Consider the following 24,022-nt stretch of genomic DNA (forward strand, 5'->3'; position numbering starts at 1 on the left):
CGGCGGCCGGCGTTCCTGCTGTTGCTATTTTGCCGCAAGCTGGGCGGCGACCGTTTTCGCCACCGCCTCGCCCGACAGCCTGGCGCCACCGCAGGTCTGCATCAGCGGACCGGCCAGATGCTCGCCGGCGAAGAAGATTTTTTCCGCCACTGGTTGCATCAGCGTGGCGCGCGCCTGCGAACGGCCGGGTCGGGCCGCCGCATAGGCGCCGCGCACGAACCGCTCGCCGCCCCAATTGGTCATCATGGCGCGCCCGACATGTTTTCTGACGTCGCCGCCGAAGATGGCGCACAGCCGGTCGACGACGAAGTCGACGCCTGCCGCCTCGCCCGCCGCCGACATCTCCCAGGCGAAATCGCCGCCAACGAAGCCGACCATCAGGTCGAGGTCGAAGGGAAAGCAAAGGAAGTAGATGTCGTGCCTGGCCAGCCGCTCGATCAGCAGGTCGTCGAACGGCGCCAGCCCGAGCCTTGTGCCCCTGATCTCAACCGGCAGCTTGGTCAGCATGCCCATCGGCAGGTCGAAGAAGGCAGCGAAATGCCTGTCTGGCAGCGCCGGCGCGAATTCGATCTCCTCGAAGGCGAGCACCGCCGGCGAGGCGGTGACGATGACCGCTTTGGCGCGGATGATGCCGCGATCGGTGACGCAGGCGACGCCGGGCACGTCCCAGAGGATTTTCCGCACCGGCGTCGACAGCTCGACCGGCACGTCGGCGCCGAAACGGGCGACCAGCGCGCCGAACCCCTCCTTGGTGAAGTAGTTCGGATCGAGATCGGCGGCAGCCTGAAAGTCGCGGATCGATATCTCGTCCTCGTCGGCGCCAAAGTCCATCGGCCCGGCAAAGGTGGCGGCGGCGCGCGGCGCATGGCCTTTGGCGAGCAGGGCCGAAAGACGGTCGTCGTCACCAACCTTGACCTCATGCGCCGCCAGCAGCTCGAACAGCCTGATATCGGCCGCCTTCATCGCGGCCTCTTCGTCCTCGCTCGCCTTTCGGTTGCGATAGTAGAGATGATCGACATTCATGTCGTGATGATGGAGCGTCCAGCGAGCGGCTTGCGCCTCGGGAAAGTAGGGATTGCGGTCGGCCGCGTGCAGCCAGGCGCAGCCGATGTCGAAAGGAACACCGAAATGCTGGTCGCTGGTCCAGGCGCGGCCGCCGATACGGTTCATCGCTTCGACCAGCTTGAAGGAAAGGCCGGCCGTACGCAGGGTCCTGGCGGCGGAAAGTCCCGCCGAACCGGCGCCGATGACCACGACGTCAACGTCTTCCATGAATATTCTAGCCCCCCGCCACAATAATTACTTGATCGTAAGCAAGTTGTCCGGCATTCGCCAGCGCTGCGGCGAGGATGCGTAAACGAGTTCTTAGCGCATCGGCTCGAAAATCGGTGCCGATTTTCGGAAAGCACGATGCGCAGATTGTAAAGTGTTGGAGCGTGTGCGTCCAAGTGGGCGCAAATCGCTCCAACGGTGACAAGCGGGCGTTTCGCTGGCAAATTCGTATTTGGGACAAGATCCAGGCAACCAGGAGAGCAACATGGCATTTTTTGCCAAGGCAAAGATTTTAGCGGCGGCGGCATCGATGATGCTTGCGGCGGCAACAGCGGCACAAGCCGCCCAATGCGGCAAAACGGGCGCGGGCTTCGAAGCGTGGAAGGCGGAGTTCGCGCAGGAAGCAAGGGCCAGCGGTGTAGGCTCGAAGGGTCTGGCCGCTCTGGCTAGTGCGACCTACGCAAAAAGGACGATCGCCGCCGACCGCGCTATCCACAAGGCTTTCGGTGGCTCGGTGGATGCTTTCATGAAGCGCCGTGGCGCGTCCACGATCATTTCCAAGGGCCGTTCACTGAAGAAGTCGAACGCGGCGCTGTTCGACAAGATCGAACGGACCTACGGCGTGACGCCGGGTGTGTTGCTCGCCATCTGGGGGATGGAGACCGGCTTCGGTTCCTTCTTGGGCAAGCAGAATACGGTCTCTGCCATTGTAACGCTCGCCTATGATTGCCGCCGCCCGGAGTTCTTCTACCCGCATGCTGTTGCAGCCCTGAAACTGGTTGATCGCGGCGCGTTGAGCGCCTCGTCGGTCGGCGCCATGCATGGCGAGATTGGCCATACGCAGTTCCTGCCCGGAAATGTCTTGAAATACGGGGTCGGCAGCGGAAATCTGCGCGACAAGGCCACTGCGTTGGCTTCCACCGCCAACTTCCTCAAGGCTCATGGTTGGCAGGCGGGTGCCAGCGCACAGGCGAATCTCGGTGCAATTGCCGGCTGGAATGACGCGAGCAACTATCAACAGGCCATCGCCCGCATCGCCACGGCGATCGACGGCGAGTGATACAAGTCTCTATTCGACGGAAAGCCCGGCCATGCGCCGGGCTTTTTTTGTCTGTCGATGGTCTGAGGTTACGACTGCCGCCGCTCGGCCCCGCCTGGGGACGAAGGCATGAAGCAGAGAAGCTAGTTCGGCGAACCGAGCGCCTTGTCCATCGCTTCCCTAACCTCGGCCGGCCACGTGTTCACCGCCGGCCACGCATCCGGCTCGGGCTTGTCGCCGCGGCGGGCGAAATAGAGCTTGTGGTTGGCCGGATCGATCGCCATGAAGCCGTCGTCGCCGCCGCAATCATGCGGGATGCAGCCGCTGGCGTGGAAGACGCCCGAGGTGGTTTTCTCGGTGCCGCCGCCGACCAGCAGGCTGGTCGCCATGTCGGGCATCTCCTTGCCGAGCAGCGACGCGGCTTGCCTGTAGACGGCCTCGTTATGGAAGGCATCGACGATGCTGTCGTATTTCGCCGGGTCGACATCTTTCCAGCCTGTACCCGGCTCCGGCATGTAGGCGAGGTTGCCCGAGGTCGACAACCCGCCGGTCGGCGACCATTGCAGCGCCGGCTTCGATTCGCCCGGCAAGAGATTGGGCACGAAATAGATGGCGCCGTCGGATAGCGCGGCCGGCGGGGCGCCGCATTCGTCCTGCTCGACGGTGGTCGTTTGGATCGTGCCGCCTTCCGGCTTCCACACGATCACCTTGGCCGGACCGCATTGATTGCCGCCGTCGCCGACATCGACCAGCGCCACCGTGACGCCGCCGACCTCGACAATCCTGTCGAAGAAGACATCGTAATTGCGCGCCAGCTGCTTGCCGTCATAGGCCAGCACCTTCTCGCCATAGTCTTCCTGCTGGGTGATGGTCAGCTGCCCATTCTCGAACGGGACCGGTGCTTGGCCGTCATCCTCGGCCAGGGCCGCATTGCTCGACGCGCCCAGGTCGGCGGCCCCGCCGGACGCATCGTCAGCCGGCACGAGCACCGTGTCGGTCTGTGCATGCGCGCCAGCCACCGGCATCAGAGTCCACGCCAGCGCCCAGGCGCCGGCAAGCAGCGAACGTGTCATGCCTGTCCCTCCGTTCAGCCGCCACGAGCCCGGCCTGTCGCGGCCGGGGTCATCGTACCGTTCAGGCCCAGGGCCGCAGCTCGGCGTTCTTCTTCTCGAACGAGGCGATGGCGTCGGCCTTCTCCATGGTCAAGCCGATATCGTCGAGCCCGTTCAAGAGGCAGTGCCGCTTGAAGTCGTCGAGGTCGAACTTGACCACGCCGCCGTCCGGTCCGCGGATTTCCTTGGCTTCGAGGTCGATCGACAGCGTTGCGTTGGACCCGCGCGAGGCGTCGTCCATCAGCTTGTCCAGATCCTCCGGGCTGACGGTGATCGGCAGGATGCCGTTCTTGAAGCAGTTGTTGTAGAAAATGTCGGCGAACGAGGTCGAGATGACGCAGCGTATGCCGAAGTCGAGCAGCGCCCACGGCGCATGCTCGCGCGACGAGCCGCAGCCGAAATTGTCGCCGGCGACCAAGATCTGCGCCTTGCGGTAGGCCGGCTTGTTGAGCACGAAGTCGGGGTTTTCCGAGCCGTCGTCCGTGTAGCGCATTTCGGCAAACAGTCCGCTGCCGAGCCCGGTGCGCTTGATCGTCTTGAGATAATCCTTGGGAATGATCATGTCGGTGTCGACATTGACGATCGGCATCGGCGCGGCAACGCCGGTGAGCTTGGTGAATTTTTCCATAGGTCTTGCCCGTCTTCTTTTCGCTGCGGGGATGTATTGGCGCCCGGTTTACACAAAGCTGCAGGCAAATAAAAGGCGGCTGTTTTCGCAAGCTTTGGTCCTAGAGCACGGACCGCTTCAAAGTTGCCGCCCTATGGTGCACCTTGGCCGGCATGACAACACGTCCCAAAGTACTCTACGCCACCGAACCGAACCTCGACGCAGCCGAGTTCCGCCGCGTGCTGGTGGAATCCGGCCTCGGCGTCACTCGGCCCATCGATGACGACGTCCGTCTGAAGGCGATGCTTGCCAATGCAGATCTGGTGTTGACGGCGCGCCTCGATGCGCCTGGCAAGCCGCTGATTGGCCTCGCCCGAGGCATCACCGACTTCTCGTGGGTGTGCTATATTTCCGAGCTCGCCGTCTGCAAATCGGCGCAAGGGCTCGGCATCGGCAAGGGCCTGCTCGACGAAGCGCGGCGGCAGCTCGGGCCATCCGTCGCCATGTCACTGATCTCCGTGCCCGACGCCGTCGGCTTCTACGAACGGATCGGCATGACGCGGATGGCGGACGCGTTCTGGTTTGGCCGCGAGCGCTGACGGCTGGCCTTCCGGTGCGGAACCCTTTGATGCCCGCCAGCGTCAGATCACATTCAACTCCCTGAAAGCCCGCCCCTCAGCGACACGGCTGTACCCAAACGCCGAGCAGTCCACCGTGCGGTAGCCGCCATGCACGATCAGCTCGGCCAGCGCCTTGCCGACCGCCGGCGCCTGCTGCAGGCCGTGGCCGGAAAAACCATTGGCGAAGAGAAAATTCTGCACCTGCGGATGCGGGCCGATCACCGCGTTTTGGTCGAGCGTGTTGTAATCGTAATGGCCGGCCCAGGCGCGCGTCGCCTTGATCGCCTCGAAGGCCGGAATGCGGGTCGCCAGCACTGGCCAGATTACCTCTTCGAACAGCGGCCAGTCGGGCTCGAAATCGCTGGGATCGGCGGGGCCGTCGCCGTCTTCCGGTTCGGCGCCGCCGGTGATGTAGATCGAGCCTTCTGGCCGGACATAGATGCCTGAGGGATCGACCAGCAGCGGCATGTCGTCATATTTCTCGCGCGCCTCGAAGATGAAGACATTGCGCTTGCGCGGTTCCACCGGCAGCACCAGTCCGGCCATTGCCGAGACTTTTCCGGCATTCGGCCCGGCGGCGTTGACGACGATGCCGGCGTCGAGCCTTTCGCCATTGTCGAGGCTGACGCCGGTGACACGGTCGCCCTGCCGTTCGATGCCGGTCACGTCGGCGGTGATGAAATCGATCTTTTTGTCGCGCAGCGCCTTGCGGAACAGCATCAGCATGGCATGCGCGTCGAACCAGCCCTCGCCGCTGCGGCCATAGGCGCCGGCGGTGATGCCCTCGGCCGACAGCCATGCAAACCGGCGGACGAGCGCCTCCGCATCCTCAAGCACGATGTCGGCGCCCTCGGCCAACTGCGTCTGGTGGTTGGCCTCAAGGATCGGCAACCCGTTCTCGCCGGCAAGGATGAGGTAGCCGCCTTCGCGAAAACCGATATCGGCGTCGGCCCCGAACTCTTCCGTCAGCCGCCGGAACAGTTTCAGCGTGAACTGCGACAGCCGGATGTTTTGCGGAATCGAAAACTGCTGGCGGATCGAAGCGCAGGACAGCGTCGTTGCCGCATGGGCAAACTGCGGGTCGCGCTCGACCAGCGCGATCGAGCCCGAAAACCCTTCCGCGCGCAAATAATAGGCGATCGAGGAGCCGACGATGGCTCCGCCGATGATGACGACGTCGTAGCGCACTTTTTCGCTTCTCCAGTTCTGAAGCATGATCCCGAAGCCGGTTTTCTGAAACGATCATGCTGCAATTCATACAGCCGGCAAGATGATCTCGAAGCGCGTGCCGCGCTCGGAGTCAACCAGGCGGATCGTGCCATCATGCGCTTTCAGCAGGGCCAGAACGATGCCGAGGCCCATGCCGGTGCCGCCGCAATCGCGGCGTGTGGTGAAGAATGGCTCGAAAATACGCGCGCGGTTGCTCGGCGAAATGCCGGCGCCGTCGTCGCTCACCTGGATCGTCGCCTTGCCGCCTGCGCTCGCCGCCGTGATCGAAACCAGCGTCGCGCCATGCCTTGCCGAATTGTCGATGAGATTGGCGAGCACGATCGCAGCGTTCTCGGCCGAGATGCGCAGGCCGGTCTCGCCGCCCGCCTCAATACGAAGCGCCAGCCTGTCCCCGGTCGGCAACAGCGCCAGGGCCGCACTGAGCGACGTGCTTTCGCCGCTGGGCGCAAGATTTTCGGCGCGCGCCAGGTCGAGCAGACGACGCACCAGCAGATTGAGCCGCCCGGCGTCGGTGACGATATTGTCTGAAAACCGCCGCCGCTCGGCCTCGTCCATTGCGCTACCTGAATCGCGCAGCAGTTCGGCCGCCCCCTGGATCGCCGTCAGCGGCGATTTGAGCTCGTGCGAGACATGGGTGGCGAAGGTCTGGATGCTGTCGGAGCGCGCATGCAGCTTTTCGGCCATCTCGAGGAAAGCGTCGGACAGCGCTGCCATCTCGCGCGTGCCATGATGGTCGAGCGGCCTGATCGCTGCTCGATCACCGGCGGCGATCCGCTTTGTCCGCTCCATCAGCGCGTAGATCGGCCGGCTGACGGTGCGCAGGAAGATCAGGCCGATGAGCAGCGTGCCGCCGAGGATGGCGATCGCCGCCAGCACCACCTTGCCGCGCTCGCCATAAAGATGCTTGACGATGTTGTTCGGCGTCCGCGACAGATAGACGACGCCGGCGACCTTGCCGTCGACGGCGACCGGCATGGCGACGAAGACGCGGACTCTCGTGCCGCGGCTGACCGAATAGAGCGAAGGTGAAGGCTGGTTCGGAACCCTCTGCCGGAGCGCGCTGGCATAGCGGCCGGCAAGTGCTGCGCGAACCTCGCCGACGGCGCCGAGCGACAGGCCGATCTCCTCGCGTCCGGCGATGACGACGCCTTTTGGGTCGAGCAGCCGAAAGCCGGCAAGCGTGGTTTTCTGCGTCTCGGCAAGAATACCCGACAGCCGCGCGCCGATCGCCGTGAAGGCGGGATCGACGGTGGCGACCGTCGCCGCAGGCCGTGTCGCCAGAACCCTGTCGGACGCAAGATCGAGGCTTGGCTCGATCGGCCGGTAGGGAGAGTCCGGATTGTCGCTGTCGGCAGGCACGGCCGCGCCGAGCTTTTCAGCCGGGATGCCGGCGTCGCGGACCTCTTGCGCATGGATGGCGGCAAGGGCGGCGCCCTGCGCGATCAGCTCGGCCTCGGCCTGGCGGATCAGCTGGTTCTCGTAGAGCCTGAAGAAGAACAGGCCGACCAGCGGCAGCGCCATCACCATGATCAGGATGGCGACAACGATGGTGGCGAGGCGCGGCCGCCATTTATGCGCGGTCACGCGCCGCACCGGCCGAGCCGGAAGCCGACGCCATGCACGGTCTCGATCGCATCTGTGCAGCCGGCCGCCGCCAGCTTGGCGCGGATGTTGCGGATATGGCTGTCGACGGTGCGGTCGGCGACATGGATGTTGCCGGCATAGGCATTGGCCATCACCATGTCGCGCCCAAGCACATGCGCCGGGCGCGCCAGAAACCCCTTCAGGATGGCGAATTCGATCGAGGTCAGCACCAGCGGCCTGCCGTCGAAGCTGGCGGCGTGGCTGGCCGGCAGCAAAGCCAGTCTGCCATGCGAGAATTGCCTGTCGTCGGCCTGTTCGGCTTTTGCCGGGCGGGCGCGCCGCAGGATGACGTTGACGCGGGCGACCAGCTCGCGCGGGCTGAACGGCTTGGTGACATAGTCGTCGCCACCCATTTCGAGCCCCAGGATGCGATCGATTTCTTCATCACGCGCGGACAGGAACAGCACCGGCACATCGGATGTGTGCCGCAGCCGCCGGCAGACCTCCAGCCCGTCCATCTCCGGCATGCCGATGTCGAGCACGACAAGGTCGGGCGCGCGGCGCTCGATCGCCTGCAAGGCGGCGGCGCCGTCGGCTACCGCAACCGTTTTCATGCCGGCCTTTTCAAGCGCGAAACAGATGATCTCGCGGATGTGCGGATCATCGTCGGCGATCAGGATGTGATGCGGCATCGATCAGCGGCCCGGCACGAAGGGTTCGGAGCCCTGAGGAACCACGAACGGGATAGACGTGTCGAGAGTGCGAAGGAGCCGCCAGTCGCGAAAGCTCCAGGCGCGCCAGTTTTCCTGGGCCGCGCGGTAGCGGGCCTCGTCCTGTCCCAGCAAACGGGCGAGTTCGCGGTAGGGGAAAAGCTGGCCGCCTTCGTCCTGGCCTGCTGCTCGAGGAAGCGATCGAGTGCCGGCCGGGCGCTGGGACCGAGCGAACGCAGGTACCAGAAATCGAGCTCGGTTCCGTGGCCGGTCATTTCGAATGAGTGCTCGACATTGTAGTTGGCGATCAGGGCGGCAAAATTGATTAACGAGCAGGCATAAAGCGTCGCCGATAGCGTCAGAAGATTGGCGGAAAGCAGCCATTCATTGGATTTTCCGAGCGCGATGCGGGCGATGATCAGGGCAAGGCCCGCCGCCACCAGCCCCATCCAGACGAAGGCGGCGACGCGCCAGTAGGTCAGCGCATAGATGCCGACATAGAGTTCAAGCCGCAGGATCGACGAGATGACCAGCACGATGTTCTGCGCCACCCAGACATAGACCAGCCGGCGGATGAACGGATCGCTGGAAGTGGCACTTCCCGGCCTGAGCGCCGCCAGCACGAAACCGGCGGCGAGCAGCGCCGTGACGATCAGCGGATAGGCGCCGCGGTGCGCATAGGCGGCGTAGGTCAGCCCGTCGGGCAGGGCGATGCCGCCCCACAGATAGGTGGCGTCGAGCGCGGTCTGCATCGCGAACAGGATGTTGAAGATGACCAGCGCGCGAAGGATGGCGGCCTTGCCGAAGATGATGTCCTCGATCGCCCTGGCGGGTTTTGTCGTCGTCGTCACCGCGCTGACAGGGACAGGTGTCACCCGACGCGCAATGCGGCGCAAGAAGCGCGGCCGGCGCGGGCGCAAAAAAGCCCAGACGCCGGCAAGCACGACCAGCCAGAAGGCCAGCCGCGGCAGCTGGATGAGGTCGAGCAGTGCGTGGAGATCGATCAGCGACAGCCAGTATTCGATAACCGGATTGGCGGCGCCGAACAGCGCCAGAAACACTGCGCCCAGGGTCAGCGGCATGATCCAGACGGCGATCGCCGCGAAGCCGATGCGCCGCCGGCCAAGCCGCCGCGCCGCCTTGCGCCAGCGGACGAAATCGTGGACGAACCGAAACGGCGCTGCGAGCAGGAACAGCGCGACCTGGCCGGCAATGCGGGCAAATCCGCGCCGCAGCCGCCCGACCAGCGAAAGCGTAAAGACGGCCAGCGCCGCAAGCCCGATCGCGACGGACAGCGCGCTGACATTTTCAAGGAACGGCAGTAGCCCGACAAGCAGGGCAACGGGTTTGAACCAGGCCCGGCCGGCGCCGAGCATCGACGGCTGGAGCGCCGCGGCCGCGGCGGCCAGCGTCATGCCGAACAGGAAGAGCGTGATGCCGACCGGCTGTCCATAGAAGAAGAAATCGGCCAGCGCGGCAAGCAGGACGGCAACGCCGAAGCGCGCGCAAGTGCCCGGCGCGGCGGTAAGCAGCGATGTCATGATCGGGTTTTCTCAGCGGCTTTGATCCGGCCGGGGGGCGGAGATTTGCGGATGAAGGGAAAGAGAGTCGCCGAACGCGGCGGATCGATGAGCCAGCAACCGTCATCGCGGAGGGGCAGGGACCAACGGGGCTTTTCGCGCTCTTGCATGCGCCCTTTTCGCCGGCCGAAATGCAGGCAGCGAGGCGGGTCCGAGGAGATTTTCCGCAATGTTGTGCAGTTTTTGTGCAGGGTCAGGAATCACTTCAGCTTTGAATCCGCCCCGTCACCCCTTTCCGGGCGCTTGCGCTGCCCTCACCTGCCTGCCGGCATCCTCTCCCCGTATAGTGACGGGGAGAGGGGTGCTCTCATCGCCGGTTTCGCCAATCACCTGCGTTGCAAGAATGGCGTCGAGGCTGCGCCAGCCCCTTCTCCCCGTCCCTATACGGGGAGAAGTGCCCGGCAGGGCGATGAGGGGCGGCGCCAACTTCGATGATTGGCTTGCATCCAATGCAAGCTATGACTGCCCGAAGCGATTGCCCTGTGTGCTTGCTTCGATCGCCTCCAGGCGGCATAGATCAGGCATGACTGAAACCTGCCGCCCGCGCCGCTCGGTGCTTTACGTCCCGGCCTCGAATGACAAGGCGCTGGCCAAGATCTCGTCGCTGGCCTGCGATGCCGTCACCATCGATCTCGAAGATGCCGTCGCCCCGGCCGATAAGGTTTTTGCGCGCGAAAAACTGGCTGATATTTTCGCTCACCGCGCAAACCTGCGCTGCGAAATGGTCGTGCGCATCAACCCGCTCTCCAGCGAATGGGGCGCCAAGGACTTGCTGGCGGCGGCAAGCTGCGAGCCCGACGCCATCCTGCTGCCCAAGGTCGACACGCCGCGCGACGTCCTGGAAGCCGGCGACGTCCTCGACGACAATTTTTCACCCGACGCGGTGAAGCTGTGGGCGATGATCGAGACGCCCAAGGCGCTGCTCAACATCGGCCCGATTGCCGAGCTTTGCCGCGATCCGGCCTCGCGGCTGGTCTGTTTCGTTGCCGGAACGAACGACCTGATCAAGGACACCGGCATTCTCGCTACGCCCGACCGGCGCTATCTCACGCCATGGCTGATGCAGATGGTGCTCGCAGCACGCGCCGGTGGCCTCGACCTGCTCGACGGTGTCTTCAACGATTTTCGTGATCTGGACGCTTTTGCGCGCGAATGCACGGAAGCAGCCGCCATGGGGTTCGACGGCAAATCGCTGATCCACCCGGCCCAGATCGATGCCGCAAACCGCGCCTTTGCACCATCTGCCGAAGCCGTGGCCGAGGCGCGTGCGGTCAAGGAGGCCTTCGCGCTTGCCGAAAATGCCGGCAGGCAAGTCATTGCGCTGAACGGAAAAATGCTCGAGCGGCTGCATCTGGCGCAGGCCGAGAAACTGCTGGCGAAGGCGGCCGCCAGCGCGGCATGATTGGCAACTTATCACAGGAATGAAAAATGAAACTCTACCGCTTTCTGTCCGGCCCGGACGATTCCAGCTTCTGCCACAAGGTGACGGCGGCGCTGAACAAGGGCTGGCACCTGTTCGGCTCGCCAACCTATTCCTACGACAAGCAGACCAAGGTCATGCGCTGCGGCCAGGCCGTGGTGAAGGATGTCGAGGGCCAGGAATACGGCCCTGGCACCAAGCTCAGCGATTGGTGACATCGCATCGAGCATAAACATCTTCCAGATGTCGGCGGGCCAGCACCCCCCTCTGTCCTGCCGGACATCTCCCCCCTCAAGGGGGGAGATCGGATGTCGCATCGGCTTTCGCCAATCTTCAGAGTTGCAGGGTGTGCGGTGCGGGCCAAAGCTGCCAGTCTCCCCCCTTGAGGGGGAGATGTCCGGCAGGACAGAGGGGGGCCGCGAAGGAATGAGACGTCGATCCCTTTACTCGGCCGCCTCTTCGATCCGCTCCATATCATCGTCCGACAGGCCGAAATGGTGGCCGATCTCGTGGATCAGCACATGGGTGACGATATCGCCCAGCGTCTCCTCGTTCTCGGCCCAGTAGTCGAGGATGGCGCGGCGGTAGAGCGTGACGCGGTTCGGCCCCTCGCCGGTCTGCGGATTCCAGCGCTCGGCGATGCCGCGCCCCTCGAACAGGCCGAGCAGGTCGAAAGGCGTTTCCAGCGACAGGTCGTCCATGATTTCGTCGGTCGGGAATTCGGCGATCTGGATGACGATCTCGCCGGTCAGCTTGCGAAACTCCTCCGGCAGATGGGCGTAAGCTTCTAGCGCCAGGAACTCCATTTCCTCCATCGACGGCGAAAGCTCGTCGTGCCAGGTACGGGTTTTGTAGATGCGGGCCATGCTTTGTCCTTCTGATCCCGGCATATAGGCTTTCGCGCCGGACTCGGCAATTAGCCGGGTTGCCGCCTTTCGCTGACAGGAATAAATTCCCCATGACTCCGCTTGACTCTTCGGCCGCCCTCTGGAATCTATTAGAACATAACAGGAACAATTGTGAGTGGAAGCTGACCGTCATGGCGACAAGCGCCGTGGCGCGGGAGACTGTTTTTGCCCTGCGCCGCCAGATCGCGAAGATCGAGGGAACGCTGCCCGAGCGCCTGCAGGCGCCGGCCGCAGCCCCCGTTGATGCGCCCCGGAATCCAACAGCTGATGTCACGCCCAAAAAAATCGCGCCCAAAAATCTGACAATCGTCCGCCGCGGCCTCGCCGTGGCGCCGCCCGATGCGTTTCTGCGCACCGGCGCCGAAGATCTCGATACTGCGCTCGGCGGCGGCCTGCCGAAGGCGGCGCTGAGCGAGATCCATGGCGCCGCGACCCGCGATGCCGGGGCCGTCGCCGGCTTCGCCCTGTCGCTCGTCAGCCTGATCCTCAAACAGGGGCCGCGACTGCCGGTCCTGTGGATCGGCACCGCGGAAATCTTCCGCGAGGCCGGCTTCCCCTATGCCACAGGACTTCATCGCCTTTTCGGCATCGAGCCGGAGCAATTGCTGTTTTCCGAGGCGCCAAGGCTCCTCGATGCGCTGTGGACCGCCGAGGAGGCCGCCCGGATGACGGCGCTCGCCGCCGTCATCCTCGAAATCCGCGGCAGTCCGCAGCGGCTGGACCTCACCGCGACGCGGCGGCTGCACGCCCGGGCACAGAGCGCCGGCGGGCCGGTGTTTTTGCTGCGCCAGGCCGGCGAACCCGAGCCGACGGCGGCACCCGTCCGCCTCGTCCTGTCGGCGGCGCCGTCGGCACCACGCCAGACGATCGCCGGGCCGCTCGCCGGCTCGATCGGCCGTTCCGCCTTCACCGTCAGCATCGGCAAGAGCCGCACCGCCTTGCCAGGACAATTCACACTGGAGTGGAACCCCGATGAACGCAGTTTCGAGGAAAGAAGGGCCGGGGAAAGACGGCAAGAACGGGCAGCGAATCCTGTCCCTGTGGTTTCCGCATCTCGCCGCGGAAAGGATCCTGCGCCAGCGTCTGGGGCGGTCCTGGCGTTCGCGGCCGTCGGATCACCTGCCGCTGGTGATCAGCCATCGCCAGGCGAACGCGCAGCGCATCGCCGCCCTCGACGAGCGGGCTGAGGCGCTTCATCTGAAGCGCGGCATGGGCATAGCCGACGCGCGCGCCATGCATCCGTCGATCGACGTCGTGGAAGCCGATCCCGAGGCCGACCGCCGCCTGCTCGAAAGCCTCGCCGACTGGTGCGACCGCTACACCCCGCTGGTGGCGATCGACGCAGCCGATGGCCTGTTCCTCGACGTCACCGGCTGCACCCATCTTTTCGGCGGCGAACGGGCGATGCTGGACGACATCCTGTCGCGCTTTTTCCATCAGGGTTTCGATGTCCGCGCCGGCCTTGCCGCCACACCAGGTGCAGCCTGGGCGGCAGCGCGGTTTTCTGGTGATCGCATCGTCCCCGGTGGCGAGGAGGAGGCGCTTCTCGCACCCTTGCCGCTGACGGCGCTGCGCATCGAGCCTGACATCCGCGCCAGCCTGGAAAGCGTCGGCCTGCGCACGGCGGGCGCCGTCATGGCAGCACCGCGCGCGCCGCTCGCCCGCCGCTTCGGCAGATCGCTGCTTTTGCGTCTCGACCAGGCGCTCGGCCGCCTCGACGAGGCGGTGTCGCCGCGCCTGCCGGTGGCGCCGCTTTCGGTCGAACGCCATCTCGCCGAACCGATCATGCTGACCGACGAAATAGAGCGGCTGGTGAAAATGCTGGCGACGACATTGAAGGCGGACCTCGAGCGCCGCGGCGAGGGCGCAAGAAGGCTGGCGCTGCTGCTTTTCCGCGTCGACGGCGCCGTCAGCCGCATCGCCGTCGGCACCTCGCGGCCGTTGCGCGAGCCGTTGCTGATCCAGAAATTGTTCCACGAGAGGCTTGCCGCGCTCGAACAGGACATCGATGCCGGCTATGGCTTCGATCTCGTGCGCCTCTCGGTGCTGTCGGCCGCGGCCTTCGACATGCAGCAGGCGGATCTGACCGGCGAGACGCGCGATGACGGCGCCGACATCGCCCTTTTCGCCGACCGCATCCGCGCCCGGCTCGGTGACAGCGCGGTTTTGAAACCGGTTGCCGTCGAGAGTCATCTGCCCGAGCGCGCCGTCGCCACGCATCCCTATGCGGAGGCGCCGCAAAGGGTCTCTGCGCCGAAGCAGCCGGACAAGATACAAGACACCAGGCCTGTCTTGCGGCCGGAACGGCCGATCCGGCTGTTCCGTTCGCCCGAGCCGATCGAGGTGCCGGCCACCGAAATGCCAGAAGGACCGCCGATGAACTTCCGCTGGCGGCGCGCGCTCTACCGGGTGGCGCGCGCCGAAGGGCCGGAACGCATCGCCGCGGAATGGTGGCGGGAGGCAGCGGGGCAGGAAGCGACCCGGGATTATTTCCGCATCGAGGATAGCGACGGCCGCCGTTACTGGCTTTATCGCCAGGGTCTCTACGGCGCCTCGCAGGCGGCGCCGCGCTGGTTCATGCACGGGGTCTTCGCATGAATGCGCTGGCGGTCGTTCCCTACGCCGAATTCGGCATCCAGTCGAATTTCTCGTTCCTGCGCGGCGCCTCGAAACCGGAGGAGCTGGTGGTCGCGGCAAAGTTTTTGGGCTTTTCGTCGATCGGGCTTGCCGACCGCAACACGGTGGCTGGCGTCGTGCGCGCCTGGCAACAGGCCAAGGTGGAAGGTCTTTCCTGTCATCCCGGCTGCCGCCTGGTTTTTTGTGATGGCACGCCCGACGTTCTCGCCTATCCGCAGGACCGCAAGGGCTGGGGCCATCTGTGCCGCATGCTGACGCAGGCCAATATGCGCGACGACAGCGAAAAGGGCGCACCGCTGCTCTATCGCGACGACCTTTTCGAATGGGGCGATCGCATGTCGCTGGCGATCCTGCCGGATTTGTCGGCGCCGGCGCAGGATCTCAGGCTGATCAGCCGCCTGAAAGATCGCTTCGGCAAGACCCTGCGGCTTGCCGTTTCGCCGGATTATCACGGCAACGACCGCTACCGTATCGAGCAGGCGGCTGCCATGGCCGAGGCATCAGGCATTCGGCTGATGGCGACCAACGACGTTCTTTACCATACGTCCGAACGGCGCCGGTTGCAGGACGTGCTGACGGCGATCCGCCTCAACCTGCCTGTTGCCGAAGCCGGGCTGGAACTGGCGGCCAATGCCGAGCGCCATTTGAAACCGCCAATGGAGATGGCGCGGCTGTTCCGGCGGCATCCGCAGGCACTGGCGCAAACGCAGCACTTTGCCGGCGAATTGAGCTTCTCTCTCAGTGACCTCCAATATAACTATCCCGACGAACCGACGGAATCGGGCCTCGGGCCCCAGGCCGAGCTGGAAAGGCTGGCTCGGGAGGGAGCCGCGATACGCTATCCCTCGGGCGTTCCCGCCGATGTGACCAGGCGCATCCGCGAAGAACTCGCTTTGATCGAGCGCCTGAATTACGCGCGCTATTTCCTGACTGTCTACGACATCGTCAAATTCGCCCGCAGCCAGGGCATACTCTGCCAGGGACGTGGCTCCGCGGCCAACTCGGTGGTCTGCTATTGCATCGGCATCACCGAAGTGGGGCCTGAGCGGATCGATTCGCTTTTCGAGCGTTTCATTTCCGAGGAAAGAAACGAGCCGCCCGACATCGATGTCGACTTCGAGCATGAAAGGCGCGAGGAGGTCATCCAGTATATCTACTCGAAATACAGCGCCAAGCGCACCGCGCTGGCCGCGGCCGTCGTCAGCTATCGGGGCCGGTCGGCGATGCGCGAAGTGGCCAAGGCGATGGGCCTGTCGGACGATGTCAGGAGCGCGCTGTCCAGCTCGATCTGGGGCTGGTCGACCTCGGAGCTCGGCGAAAAGGAGACCAGGGCCGGCGGCCTCGATCAGACCGATCCGTCGACAAGGCAGGTGATCGAATGCGCCAACGAGATCATGGGCTTTCCCCGTCATCTGTCGCAGCATGTCGGCGGCTTCGTCATCACCAGGGATCGGCTCGACGAGATCGTGCCCATCATGAAGACGGCGATGGACGAGCGCAAGATGGTCGAGTGGGATAAGGACGATCTCGACGCGGTGAAAATCCTCAAAGTCGACGTGCTGGCGCTCGGCATGCTGACCTGCCTGCAGCGCGCCTTCACGCTGCTTGAAGATCATTATCCCGATGCGCGGGATGATTTTGGCCGGCCCTATGTGCTGGCCACCCTCCCTGCCGAGGACAAACATGTCTACGACATGATCTGCCGTGCCGACACGATCGGCGTCTTCCAGATCGAATCGCGCGCCCAGATGTCGATGCTGCCGCGGCTCAGGCCGAAAACATTCTATGACCTCGTCATCGAGGTGGCGATCGTGCGGCCCGGCCCGATCCAGGGCGACATGGTCCACCCCTATCTGCGCCGCCGGCAGGGCAAGGAAAGGCCCGAATATCCCAAGCCGGAACTGGAAGAGATACTCGGCAGGACGCTGGGCGTGCCGCTGTTCCAGGAACAGGCGATGAAGATCGCCATTGTCGCCGGCGGCTTCAGGCCGGGCGAGGCCGATGAACTGCGCCGCGCCATGGCCACTTTCAAGCGCACCGGCACGATCGGCAATTATCGCAGGCGGATGGTCGACGGCATGATTTTGCGGGGTTACGAAAAGGACTTCGCCGAGCGCTGCTTCAAGCAGATCGAGGGTTTTGGCGAATATGGCTTTCCCGAAAGCCATGCCGCCTCCTTCGCCCTGCTGGTTTATGCCTCCTGCTGGTTCAAGACCTTCTATCCCGACGTGTTCTGCGCCGCGATCCTGAATTCCCAGCCGATGGGGTTTTATCAGCCGGCTCAGCTTGTCCGCGACGCGCGCGACCATGGCGTTGAAATCCGCGAGGTCGACGTCAATTTTTCCGGTTGGGACTGCGCGCTGGAGGAAGTGCCTTTCGATCCAACCCGCATCCTCGACCGCCATGCCCAGATGCGCGGCATCATCCGGACCAATCATGCCGTCCGGCTGGGCTTTCGCCAGGTCAAGGGCCTGTCGAAGGAGCGCATGGAGGTGTTTGTCGCCAGACGCGGCGACGGCTACACATCCGTTCGCGATGTCTGGCTGCGCTCGGGCCTCCATGTCGATGAGATCGAGAAGCTGGCGCAAGCCGACGCTTTCCGTTCGCTCGGCCTCGACCGCCGCGACGCCCTGTGGGCGGTCCGCGCGCTCGACGGCAGGAGTGCCACGGAGACCCTGCCGCTGTTCGACCGGCCGGCGATTCGCTTGCGCGATCTCGAGCCCGAGACCAGGCTGCCGACAATGCCGCTTGGCGAGCACGTCGTCCACGACTACCGCTCGCTCGGCCTGTCGCTGAAGGCGCATCCGTTGGCCTTTCTGCGCCAGCGGCTCGACCGTTCCGGCGTCACCCCCAATGCGCGCCTCGGCCAGGTTCGGGACGGCAAGCGCGTTTCGGTCGCCGGCCTTGTCCTGGTGCGGCAGCGGCCGGGTAACGCCAAAGCGATTTTCCTGACGCTGGAAGACGAGCAGGCGGTCGCCAACGTCATTTTTTGGGAAAGGACCTTCAACCGCTACCGGCCCATTGTCATGGGCGCGCGGCTGATCCGCGTCACCGGCAAACTGCAGTCGGAATCGGACGTCATCCATATCGTCGCCGACAAGGTCGAGGACCTGACACCCTGGCTGTCCGTGCTTTTGCAGGAGAAGCCCGATGTCCCTGTCGTGCAAAACGACCGGCAGGACATCGCGGGGAAGGCAGAAAGGGTCATGCCCAAGGGGCGCAATTTTCAATAGGGGATGTGTCGGCGGGACAGCGAAGGATCACCACGCTTCAGGACGGCCCACCCAACCGCGGCGGCGGCAATCCGTCGTCGAAGGGGAGCGAGCGTGCCTCCGAAGGCAGCATGATCGGAATGCCGTCACGCACCGGATAGGCAAGCCGTGCGACCCTCGAGATGAGCTCGCTGCGCTCCGGATCCCAGCTAAGCGGACCCTTGGTCAGCGGGCAGGCCAGCAATTCCAGCAGCTTGGGGTCGACATTGGCCTTCTTTCCCTCACGCCCATCCACCATTTTTGTCAGTCCTCTCGTTCGTCCTCAGTCTTCGTGCGTTGACGCTGCCCCCTCACCTGCCGGCATCCTCTCCCCGTATAGTGACGGGGAGAGGGACGCTCTCATCGATGGTTTCGCCAATCACCCGCGTTGCAGAACGTCCGCCAAGGCTGCCGACAGCCCCTTCTCCCCGTCCCTATACGGGGAGAAGTGCCGGGCGATGAGGGCGGCGCCGACTTCCGCAATTGGCTTAGTCCCAGCGTTCCTTTTACTTTGCCTACTGCAAACTCGAGCCGAAATCCTCGTTTTCGCGTGCCAGCGCCATTTCGGTGATGGCGATCAGGGTTTCGGCGCGTGTCTTCAGGTCCGCCGCTTCGAGCAGCGCCTGTTTCTCGGCCGGCCCGTAGGGCGCCATCATCGACAGCGCATTGACCAGCATGGCGTTTTCGGCGCGGCTGACGCTTTCCCAGTCGGCTTCAAGATCGTTGGCCTGCAAATAGGCGCGAAATGCCTTGAGCAGCGCCGGCCGGTCGATCTCGGCCTCGGCTTGATCTTCGTCGAGATCGGTGAGAAACGGTGCAAACCGGCACTGGCGGAAGGGCGTCTTGACCACAAGCTCCTGCACGATGCGGAACCGGCACACACCTTGCAGCGAAATCAGGTAGCGGCCGTCGCCGCTCTCGGAAAGCGCGATGATACGGCCGGCGCAGCCGACATTGCAAAGCGCCGGCTCGCCGTCGGGACGCCGCGCGCCGTCGAGGCTGGGCTGTATGACGCCGATCAGCCGCGATCCGGCGATCGCCTCATCGACCATCTCCAGATAGCGCGGCTCGAAAATGTTGAGCGGCATGCGGCCGCCCGGCAGCAGCAAGGCGCCTTCAAGCGGGAAGATCGGCACCGTCGGCGGCAAATCCGTATCGAGCCGGTAATGCGCGTTTCCCGCCTGCACTTCAAACCTCCGCTCGCTCCCTCAAGAAGCGCACCAAGCCCGCCCATCCTTTCGCAACCTGGCGCATAATCGCCAGCAAGCGAAGAACGGATCGGTCAGGCCTCCTAATCTGGCGCAGCCATTGTCGACCGCAAGGCCATCAGGCAAAAACAGCTTGGTGCGGGCTCAGGAAAACAGCAGCGACGACAATTTCCGCCGTGCCGCCAGCGTTGCCTCGTCGGTCATGCCCCAGGCCTCGAAGAACTGCAGCAACTGCGTCTTGGCGCCGTCGTCGTTCCACGAGCGATCGGCTTTGACGATCGCCAGCAGATTGTCGGCTGCGGCCATGCGCTCGCCGTTGGCGTTCTGGATCATGGCAAGCTCGAAACGTGCCTGATGATCCCCGGGGTTCTCAGCCAGGCGGCGCTCGAGCTCGGCCGGATTGCCAAGTGCTTGTGCCTGCACGGCGAGCGCCATCTTGGCGCGCACCGCGGCGAGCGGCGGCGCATCCTTTTTTGCTTCCGGCGCCCGCGCCAGCACGGCTTCGGCGCCCTCGGCATCGCCGGCCTCGAACAGCAGATCGCCCAGCCCGGCAATCGCTTCGATCGTCTCCGGCGCCTGTTCCAGGATCGCGTCGAAAATGTCCGCCGCGGTATGCACATCGCCGGCGGCGCGCGCCTCCGCGGCCGCGGCAAGCGCCTCGGCCACCTGCGGCGCACCATTGCCCTTGCCGCCGACCTTCTGGATGAAGGCGGCGATCTGGCTCTCGGGAATGGCCCCCATAAAACCGTCGACCGGCTGGCCGTCCTTGAATGCGATGACTGCCGGTATCGACTGGATGCCGAGCTGTCCGGCGATCGAAGGATGGTCGTCGATGTTCATCTTGACCAGCTTGACCTTGCCGCCGGCGGCGGTGACCGCCTTTTCCAGCAGCGGCGTCAGTTGCTTGCAGGGCCCGCACCATGGCGCCCAGAAATCGACGAGCACCGGCTGACGGCGCGATTCCTGGATGACGTCGGCGGCAAATGTGGCGGTCGTCGTCTCCTTGATGACGTCGGCAGCGACAGGCGGGTCGCCAAGCGCCACTTTCGCGGGGGTGGCGTCAGTGCCGCCATACTGCACAGTGGTGGCATACTGTCCGGCATTGCTGCCAAACGGGCCGCCAAATTGATTGTTGTCGCTCATCTCGTGCCCTTTCGGTCGCCGCCCGGCCGCCAGCCCGGCGCAACATCCTTAATTCTCACTCAGAAGCCGGTTTGTCGTCATCCATGTGGCGATCATGCCGTGACTTTCAAGATAACAGCATCATGCCCGGTTGCCTCGACGAATTTGACCAGGTCGGCGGCGGCGATCGATGTCGTTGCCTCGTTGGTCAGCGGATGGGCGTTGATGACGGCATGGCGCATCAACTCCTGGTCGAGAACGACCTTGACCCGCAACTGCGTATCATTGATCAAGCCGAACACGGTGACCGCACCCGGTACGACGCCGAGAAGCTCCATCAGCATCTCCGGCTTGCCGAAGGAAACGCGCCCGGCGGCGCCGATGATTTGGTGGATCTGCTTGAGATCGACCACCGCCTCCTCAGCGACGCTGACCAGGAAGAAATTGTCCTTCCTGTCCTTGAGGAACAGATTCTTGGTATGCCCGCCGGCGATTTCCCCGCGCAGCGCCTGCGAATCGGCGACCGTGAACAGCGGCGGATGGCGGAGCGTCGAGACCTCGATCCCGAGATCGGCGAGAAAGGCGAAAAGCTCGGCTTCGGTTTTCGGCATGTCGTTTCTTGTCGGACTTTCTTGTTGTTGCGGTTTGGCTTGTTGTCGTGGTTGGATCATGCCGTTTACGGCCAATGACGCGGCCGAGACAAGACCATTGCGCAGCAAGGCTGCCGATTGCATTCCCATCCGCGCTGGGAAGGCTCGTTTACGTCGCCGGGTGCGGCCAAAAAACCTGCGACTTCCCTGTTGCAATCGCCGCGCCCTTCAGCCATATAGGCTCGGCTTGCGGCCCAAAAGCCGCGCGAGCGGGTGTAGCTCAGGGGTAGAGCACAACCTTGCCAAGGTTGGGGTCGAGCGTTCGAATCGCTTCACCCGCTCCAGTTTCCCCAAGGGGAATCAAGCCATCGAAAAGCCGCGGTTCGCCGCGGCTTTTTCGTTTTCGGGGTTGTCGAAATCGCAGTTGGCTTAGGCAGCTCAGAAGGCCATGGTTACCGCGCGGTTACGAGTTCGCGAAGTTAAGAAGTCGTATGGGATCGCGGCGTCACCAGGTCTCCCTGAAGTGCGCCTTTGCCACAGATTGCGCCTATCTCTCTCCAAATTTTTCCCTTTCATTTTCGGCGATTGCATAGGGATTGCTGAGATCGAAATCATCTTCTGGCGGTCCAATTCGCATTGTTTTGGCGATATGATCCAGCGTCGGCTTAACGCCATCGATCGCCTTTATTGCCGGCTCCAGGACGGTAAGCGGACTGTAGCTGAACTTGCGATCATCACTTTCTACCAGCTGGGGAAGCCAGCCGCGTGCGAGTTCAACATTGCCATGGAAGTCGGTAATTGCCAGAACCACCTCCGGGGCAAGCAGGCCCAATTTGTTTGCGAGCGCCTTGTAGAGCAACGGCTCTTGAAGTCGGGTCAACTCGAAGGAAGTGTTTGTCGAACGTACCACCTCTCATTTCAGTCTTCGCCACGATGTTGGCCGTTCGTGCTAATTCCTTCCTAATGAGGACGATCTCGCCGTATAGGGCCGCAGCGACCGAGTCGGCTTCCTCACCACGAAGCAGGGCATCCCTTCTGCGGTTTAGCCGAAAATTGACGAGTGCGCCGACGACAAGCGCGCAGATACCGAACAAAAAGCCGGCAAACGAGCCTAGCAAGCTCGCTTGCGCACCCTGTAGTTCTGACAGCCATTGCCACATCCCTAACCCCTCTCAAGGCTACGCCAACTTTCGCAAACAATGGCTGCCTAGCACATTGGATTTCTTGACAGCCTCGACTTTGCGCACTCTTGTGTCCGAACCTTTTGCCGGCAGCCTGGACCTGAGCAGCCTGCGCAGAAGGGCAACTATCCGCGGCTGCCTCAGCTACACCCTTATCTCAGGATCGACCCAGGTCGCGATCTCAGACAGTGTCGCTTTGAACTTTGGGAAGTCCGTCGTCCATCCAGGTAGGTTCAGCTTCTCGAAGATATTCTCGGAGTTTGCTCCGCCTTTGAGTATCCCCAGGCTAGTTTCAAGATCGACTTTCCACATGACCTGCGCGTCAGAGGATGTGCGGTGCTTCTCAATATTCGCGCGCTGCCGCACCATCTGCGGGTTAACGGTTTGGTCGGGCAGCCGGTCCTCGTCAGTCAAGGCACACCAGCGAATCCCCAGCGCGGACGCGATGTAGGCGAACGAGGGAATGGCGGTGCAGCTGCCACACAAGGTGATGCTTACCGCATGGCCATCAAGATCAAAGCCCAGCTTTTCCATTCCGTATTTCAAGCTGAAGGTATCGGATGGACCTTCGCAGAACACTGCTGCCGTTCCAAAAAGGAAGTCGTGGGAGCCATTGTCGTCAAGCTTGGACTGAAGCTTGGCCGGCGCTTCAATCTTGTCCGTGTAGACGGTCCTCATCGACACGCTACCTTTGGTGCGGACGAGGCGGGTTATAGCCATCTTGTCCTCGAATGACACAAGCTCGGAAGAGTGCGTAGTGTAGATAATGGTCCATCCCTTCGTCGCCAGGTCGCCGAGGGTTTTCCGTATTTTTCGACGAAGGTGCGGATGCAGGTGCGTCTCTGGCTCTTCGAGCAAAAGAACTACTCGCTCTCGGATCAGCTCGGGGTAAAGAGTTAAGGCTTCCAGGGCAGCGAGACGGATAACACTCTGCCAACCGTCGCCCATACTTCGCAATGGCGTTGGAGCGCTCTCCGGATCCGTTGCCATCGAGATGATTAGCTGCTGCGCTAGCCAATCCTTGATCGACTGAGTGCTGGTCTTAAGATCAATGCGGGCTGCCCCCCCGACGTAGCCGCTGAAGACCCTCTCCAGATCCGGTTTCATGACATCCTTCCAGAAGGGAAATGCCTCAACAATTTGCTGGAAGAACCGATACCCATTCTCCAATGTAGCTGGCATCTCCCGCTTATCGCCGTTCACGGTCTCCATCTCCCAACTGTCGCTCATGAACCGCTCTGCCAAATGCCTCGACAGCTTCGCGAGCGGGCCGGTCTTCCAGATGTAAAGGGAAGCCTCTATGTCCTCCGGCTTGAAGAACCAGGTTTCCGGCAGATGGGCGCGGACTTCGTCTATCTTCGCGTTCACTGTTTTCCAGCCGACATTTTGATCGACCAGGGTCTTCTTATCGGCCTCAGATTGCTTTGTTCGAAGATTGAGCGTGATGGACTTAACGTTCTTTCCCAACAGCGTTCGAGTATGGCTGAAAATGCCGTCCCTGCTGGTCTTACCTACGACTTGGACTCCGTGAACGAACGTTGCATCACCGATTGTCCGGACGGCAGGCAGCGCCAGTTCACCGCCAGCTTGAAAATGGACTTGAACCAAAAATTCTTTTGACCGGCTGCCCGTCGAATCGCAGAGTAGTCAGTTTCGGCGGGCGACCAATTGTAGAACTCGGCTTGGTGAAACGCCAAAGCAATGGCGTTAAGCACTGTAGTTTTACCGGCGTTGTTAGTTCCGATTAGGACAGTTGGAAACCCTGGTTTCAGTTCGAGCTCAAAATAATCGATTCCGCGAAAATTTTTGATTACGACTTTCGACAATCTGTAATCGACAGGCATCGTATCGCACCCTCGAAGTTGAACATACCCGCCTCGGCGATCAGCCGCTGTCCGACTTATGTCGGTCGCATGGGCGGACCATTAACTTATACTTGTAAAGGTTAGCG

General features: G+C 63.2%; 22 protein-coding genes and 1 tRNA gene. 8 read left to right on the forward strand and 15 right to left on the reverse strand.

The annotated features are described in order from the left end of the window. Window positions 1–24: 24 nt before the first annotated feature. Window positions 25–1,272, reverse strand: coding sequence for a flavin monoamine oxidase family protein (locus tag AC0L2K_RS01165; protein ID WP_473530378.1), 1,248 nt, complete (start codon window positions 1,270–1,272; stop codon window positions 25–27). Window positions 1,273–1,537: 265 nt separating this feature from the next. On the opposite strand from AC0L2K_RS01165, the gene AC0L2K_RS01170 reads away from it, so the two are divergent. Continuing rightward, the gene (locus AC0L2K_RS01170) at window positions 1,538–2,332 is read left to right on the forward strand and encodes a lytic murein transglycosylase (protein WP_023803772.1); all 795 of its coding nucleotides are present in this window, start codon (window positions 1,538–1,540) and stop codon (window positions 2,330–2,332) included. Window positions 2,333–2,454: 122 nt separating this feature from the next. Here AC0L2K_RS01170 and AC0L2K_RS01175 read toward each other — a convergent pair whose 3' ends face one another. Together AC0L2K_RS01175 and leuD are read right to left on the reverse strand one after the other, a co-directional pair. Next, window positions 2,455–3,384: a hypothetical protein gene (locus AC0L2K_RS01175; protein ID WP_023803773.1), complete on the reverse strand. Its 930-nt coding sequence runs from the start codon at window positions 3,382–3,384 to the stop codon at window positions 2,455–2,457. A 61-nt stretch (window positions 3,385–3,445) separates the two neighbouring features. Beyond that, window positions 3,446–4,051: a 3-isopropylmalate dehydratase small subunit gene (leuD, locus tag AC0L2K_RS01180; protein ID WP_023803774.1), complete on the reverse strand. Its 606-nt coding sequence runs from the start codon at window positions 4,049–4,051 to the stop codon at window positions 3,446–3,448. A 152-nt stretch (window positions 4,052–4,203) separates the two neighbouring features. Here leuD and AC0L2K_RS01185 point away from each other — a divergent pair, with 152 nt between their 5' ends. After that, on the forward strand, window positions 4,204–4,629 hold the full coding sequence (locus tag AC0L2K_RS01185; protein ID WP_023803775.1) for a GNAT family N-acetyltransferase: 426 nt from the start codon (window positions 4,204–4,206) through the stop codon (window positions 4,627–4,629). Between the two features lie 42 nt (window positions 4,630–4,671). Here the strand turns inward: AC0L2K_RS01185 and AC0L2K_RS01190 are convergent, their stop codons facing one another. From AC0L2K_RS01190 to AC0L2K_RS01205, 4 genes are all read right to left on the reverse strand, one after another. Continuing rightward, the gene (locus AC0L2K_RS01190; protein WP_128170059.1) at window positions 4,672–5,838 is read right to left on the reverse strand and encodes an NAD(P)/FAD-dependent oxidoreductase; all 1,167 of its coding nucleotides are present in this window, start codon (window positions 5,836–5,838) and stop codon (window positions 4,672–4,674) included. Window positions 5,839–5,904: 66 nt separating this feature from the next. Then, window positions 5,905–7,401, reverse strand: a complete 1,497-nt coding sequence (locus AC0L2K_RS01195; RefSeq protein ID WP_287225293.1) for an ATP-binding protein — start codon at window positions 7,399–7,401, stop codon at window positions 5,905–5,907. Window positions 7,402–7,460: 59 nt separating this feature from the next. After that, the gene (locus AC0L2K_RS01200) at window positions 7,461–8,156 is read right to left on the reverse strand and encodes a response regulator transcription factor (protein ID WP_128170058.1); all 696 of its coding nucleotides are present in this window, start codon (window positions 8,154–8,156) and stop codon (window positions 7,461–7,463) included. Continuing rightward, window positions 8,138–9,715 carry a DUF4153 domain-containing protein gene (locus tag AC0L2K_RS01205; protein ID WP_473530379.1) on the reverse strand — a complete coding sequence of 526 codons (1,578 nt, stop codon included), beginning with the start codon at window positions 9,713–9,715 and terminating at the stop codon, window positions 8,138–8,140. Before AC0L2K_RS01205 ends, AC0L2K_RS01200 begins: the two co-directional genes overlap by 19 nt. 562 nt (window positions 9,716–10,277) lie before the next feature. On the opposite strand from AC0L2K_RS01205, the gene AC0L2K_RS01210 reads away from it, so the two are divergent. Beyond that, entirely contained in the window at window positions 10,278–11,156 is an 879-nt protein-coding gene (locus AC0L2K_RS01210) for an HpcH/HpaI aldolase/citrate lyase family protein (RefSeq protein ID WP_473530380.1), read from the forward strand. Window positions 11,157–11,182: 26 nt separating this feature from the next. Continuing rightward, the gene (locus AC0L2K_RS01215; protein ID WP_023804277.1) at window positions 11,183–11,389 is read left to right on the forward strand and encodes a DUF1737 domain-containing protein; all 207 of its coding nucleotides are present in this window, start codon (window positions 11,183–11,185) and stop codon (window positions 11,387–11,389) included. 228 nt (window positions 11,390–11,617) lie between these two features. On the opposite strand, the gene AC0L2K_RS01220 is transcribed toward AC0L2K_RS01215, so the two are convergent. Further along, complete coding sequence (locus AC0L2K_RS01220) at window positions 11,618–12,040, reverse strand: metallopeptidase family protein (RefSeq protein WP_023802719.1); 423 nt, start codon at window positions 12,038–12,040, stop codon at window positions 11,618–11,620. A gap of 173 nt (window positions 12,041–12,213) precedes the next feature. On the opposite strand from AC0L2K_RS01220, the gene AC0L2K_RS01225 reads away from it, so the two are divergent. The 3 genes from AC0L2K_RS01225 to AC0L2K_RS01235 are packed head-to-tail and all read left to right on the forward strand — an operon-like array spanning window position 12,214 to window position 17,952. After that, window positions 12,214–13,269 (forward strand): ImuA family protein, encoded by a 1,056-nt coding sequence (locus AC0L2K_RS01225; RefSeq protein ID WP_473530381.1) that lies wholly within the window; start codon window positions 12,214–12,216, stop codon window positions 13,267–13,269. Next, the gene (locus tag AC0L2K_RS01230) at window positions 13,211–14,680 is read left to right on the forward strand and encodes a DUF6504 family protein (protein ID WP_473530382.1); all 1,470 of its coding nucleotides are present in this window, start codon (window positions 13,211–13,213) and stop codon (window positions 14,678–14,680) included. The genes AC0L2K_RS01225 and AC0L2K_RS01230 overlap by 59 nt, the downstream gene beginning before the upstream one ends. Further along, window positions 14,677–17,952 carry an error-prone DNA polymerase gene (locus AC0L2K_RS01235; protein WP_473530383.1) on the forward strand — a complete coding sequence of 1,092 codons (3,276 nt, stop codon included), beginning with the start codon at window positions 14,677–14,679 and terminating at the stop codon, window positions 17,950–17,952. Before AC0L2K_RS01230 ends, AC0L2K_RS01235 begins: the two co-directional genes overlap by 4 nt. 37 nt (window positions 17,953–17,989) lie before the next feature. On the opposite strand, the gene AC0L2K_RS01240 is transcribed toward AC0L2K_RS01235, so the two are convergent. The 4 genes from AC0L2K_RS01240 to AC0L2K_RS01255 all read right to left on the reverse strand — a co-directional run bounded on the left by AC0L2K_RS01240 (window position 17,990) and on the right by AC0L2K_RS01255 (window position 20,911). After that, on the reverse strand, window positions 17,990–18,229 hold the full coding sequence (locus AC0L2K_RS01240; RefSeq protein WP_128170053.1) for a Trm112 family protein: 240 nt from the start codon (window positions 18,227–18,229) through the stop codon (window positions 17,990–17,992). A gap of 256 nt (window positions 18,230–18,485) precedes the next feature. Next, entirely contained in the window at window positions 18,486–19,157 is a 672-nt protein-coding gene (locus tag AC0L2K_RS01245) for an LON peptidase substrate-binding domain-containing protein (RefSeq protein ID WP_128187761.1), read from the reverse strand. A 165-nt stretch (window positions 19,158–19,322) separates the two neighbouring features. Next, window positions 19,323–20,321 (reverse strand): thioredoxin, encoded by a 999-nt coding sequence (gene trxA / locus AC0L2K_RS01250; RefSeq protein ID WP_128170051.1) that lies wholly within the window; start codon window positions 20,319–20,321, stop codon window positions 19,323–19,325. Window positions 20,322–20,413: 92 nt separating this feature from the next. After that, window positions 20,414–20,911, reverse strand: coding sequence for a prolyl-tRNA synthetase associated domain-containing protein (locus tag AC0L2K_RS01255; RefSeq protein WP_287250584.1), 498 nt, complete (start codon window positions 20,909–20,911; stop codon window positions 20,414–20,416). Window positions 20,912–21,159: 248 nt separating this feature from the next. Between AC0L2K_RS01255 and AC0L2K_RS01260 the strand changes: the two genes are divergently transcribed. Then, a tRNA-Gly gene (locus AC0L2K_RS01260) sits at window positions 21,160–21,234 on the forward strand. 203 nt (window positions 21,235–21,437) lie between these two features. Here the strand turns inward: AC0L2K_RS01260 and AC0L2K_RS01265 are convergent. The 3 genes from AC0L2K_RS01265 to AC0L2K_RS01275 all read right to left on the reverse strand — a co-directional run bounded on the left by AC0L2K_RS01265 (window position 21,438) and on the right by AC0L2K_RS01275 (window position 23,915). Continuing rightward, a complete protein-coding gene (locus AC0L2K_RS01265) occupies window positions 21,438–21,800 on the reverse strand; it encodes a hypothetical protein (protein WP_473530384.1) in 363 nt (120 codons plus the stop codon). Window positions 21,801–22,215: 415 nt separating this feature from the next. Further along, window positions 22,216–23,538 carry an ATP-dependent nuclease gene (locus tag AC0L2K_RS01270; protein ID WP_473530385.1) on the reverse strand — a complete coding sequence of 441 codons (1,323 nt, stop codon included), beginning with the start codon at window positions 23,536–23,538 and terminating at the stop codon, window positions 22,216–22,218. 44 nt (window positions 23,539–23,582) lie between these two features. After that, window positions 23,583–23,915 carry an AAA family ATPase gene (locus tag AC0L2K_RS01275; protein WP_473530386.1) on the reverse strand — a complete coding sequence of 111 codons (333 nt, stop codon included), beginning with the start codon at window positions 23,913–23,915 and terminating at the stop codon, window positions 23,583–23,585. Window positions 23,916–24,022 lie beyond the last annotated feature (107 nt).

This window comes from Mesorhizobium sp. WSM4817, assembly GCF_055811135.1.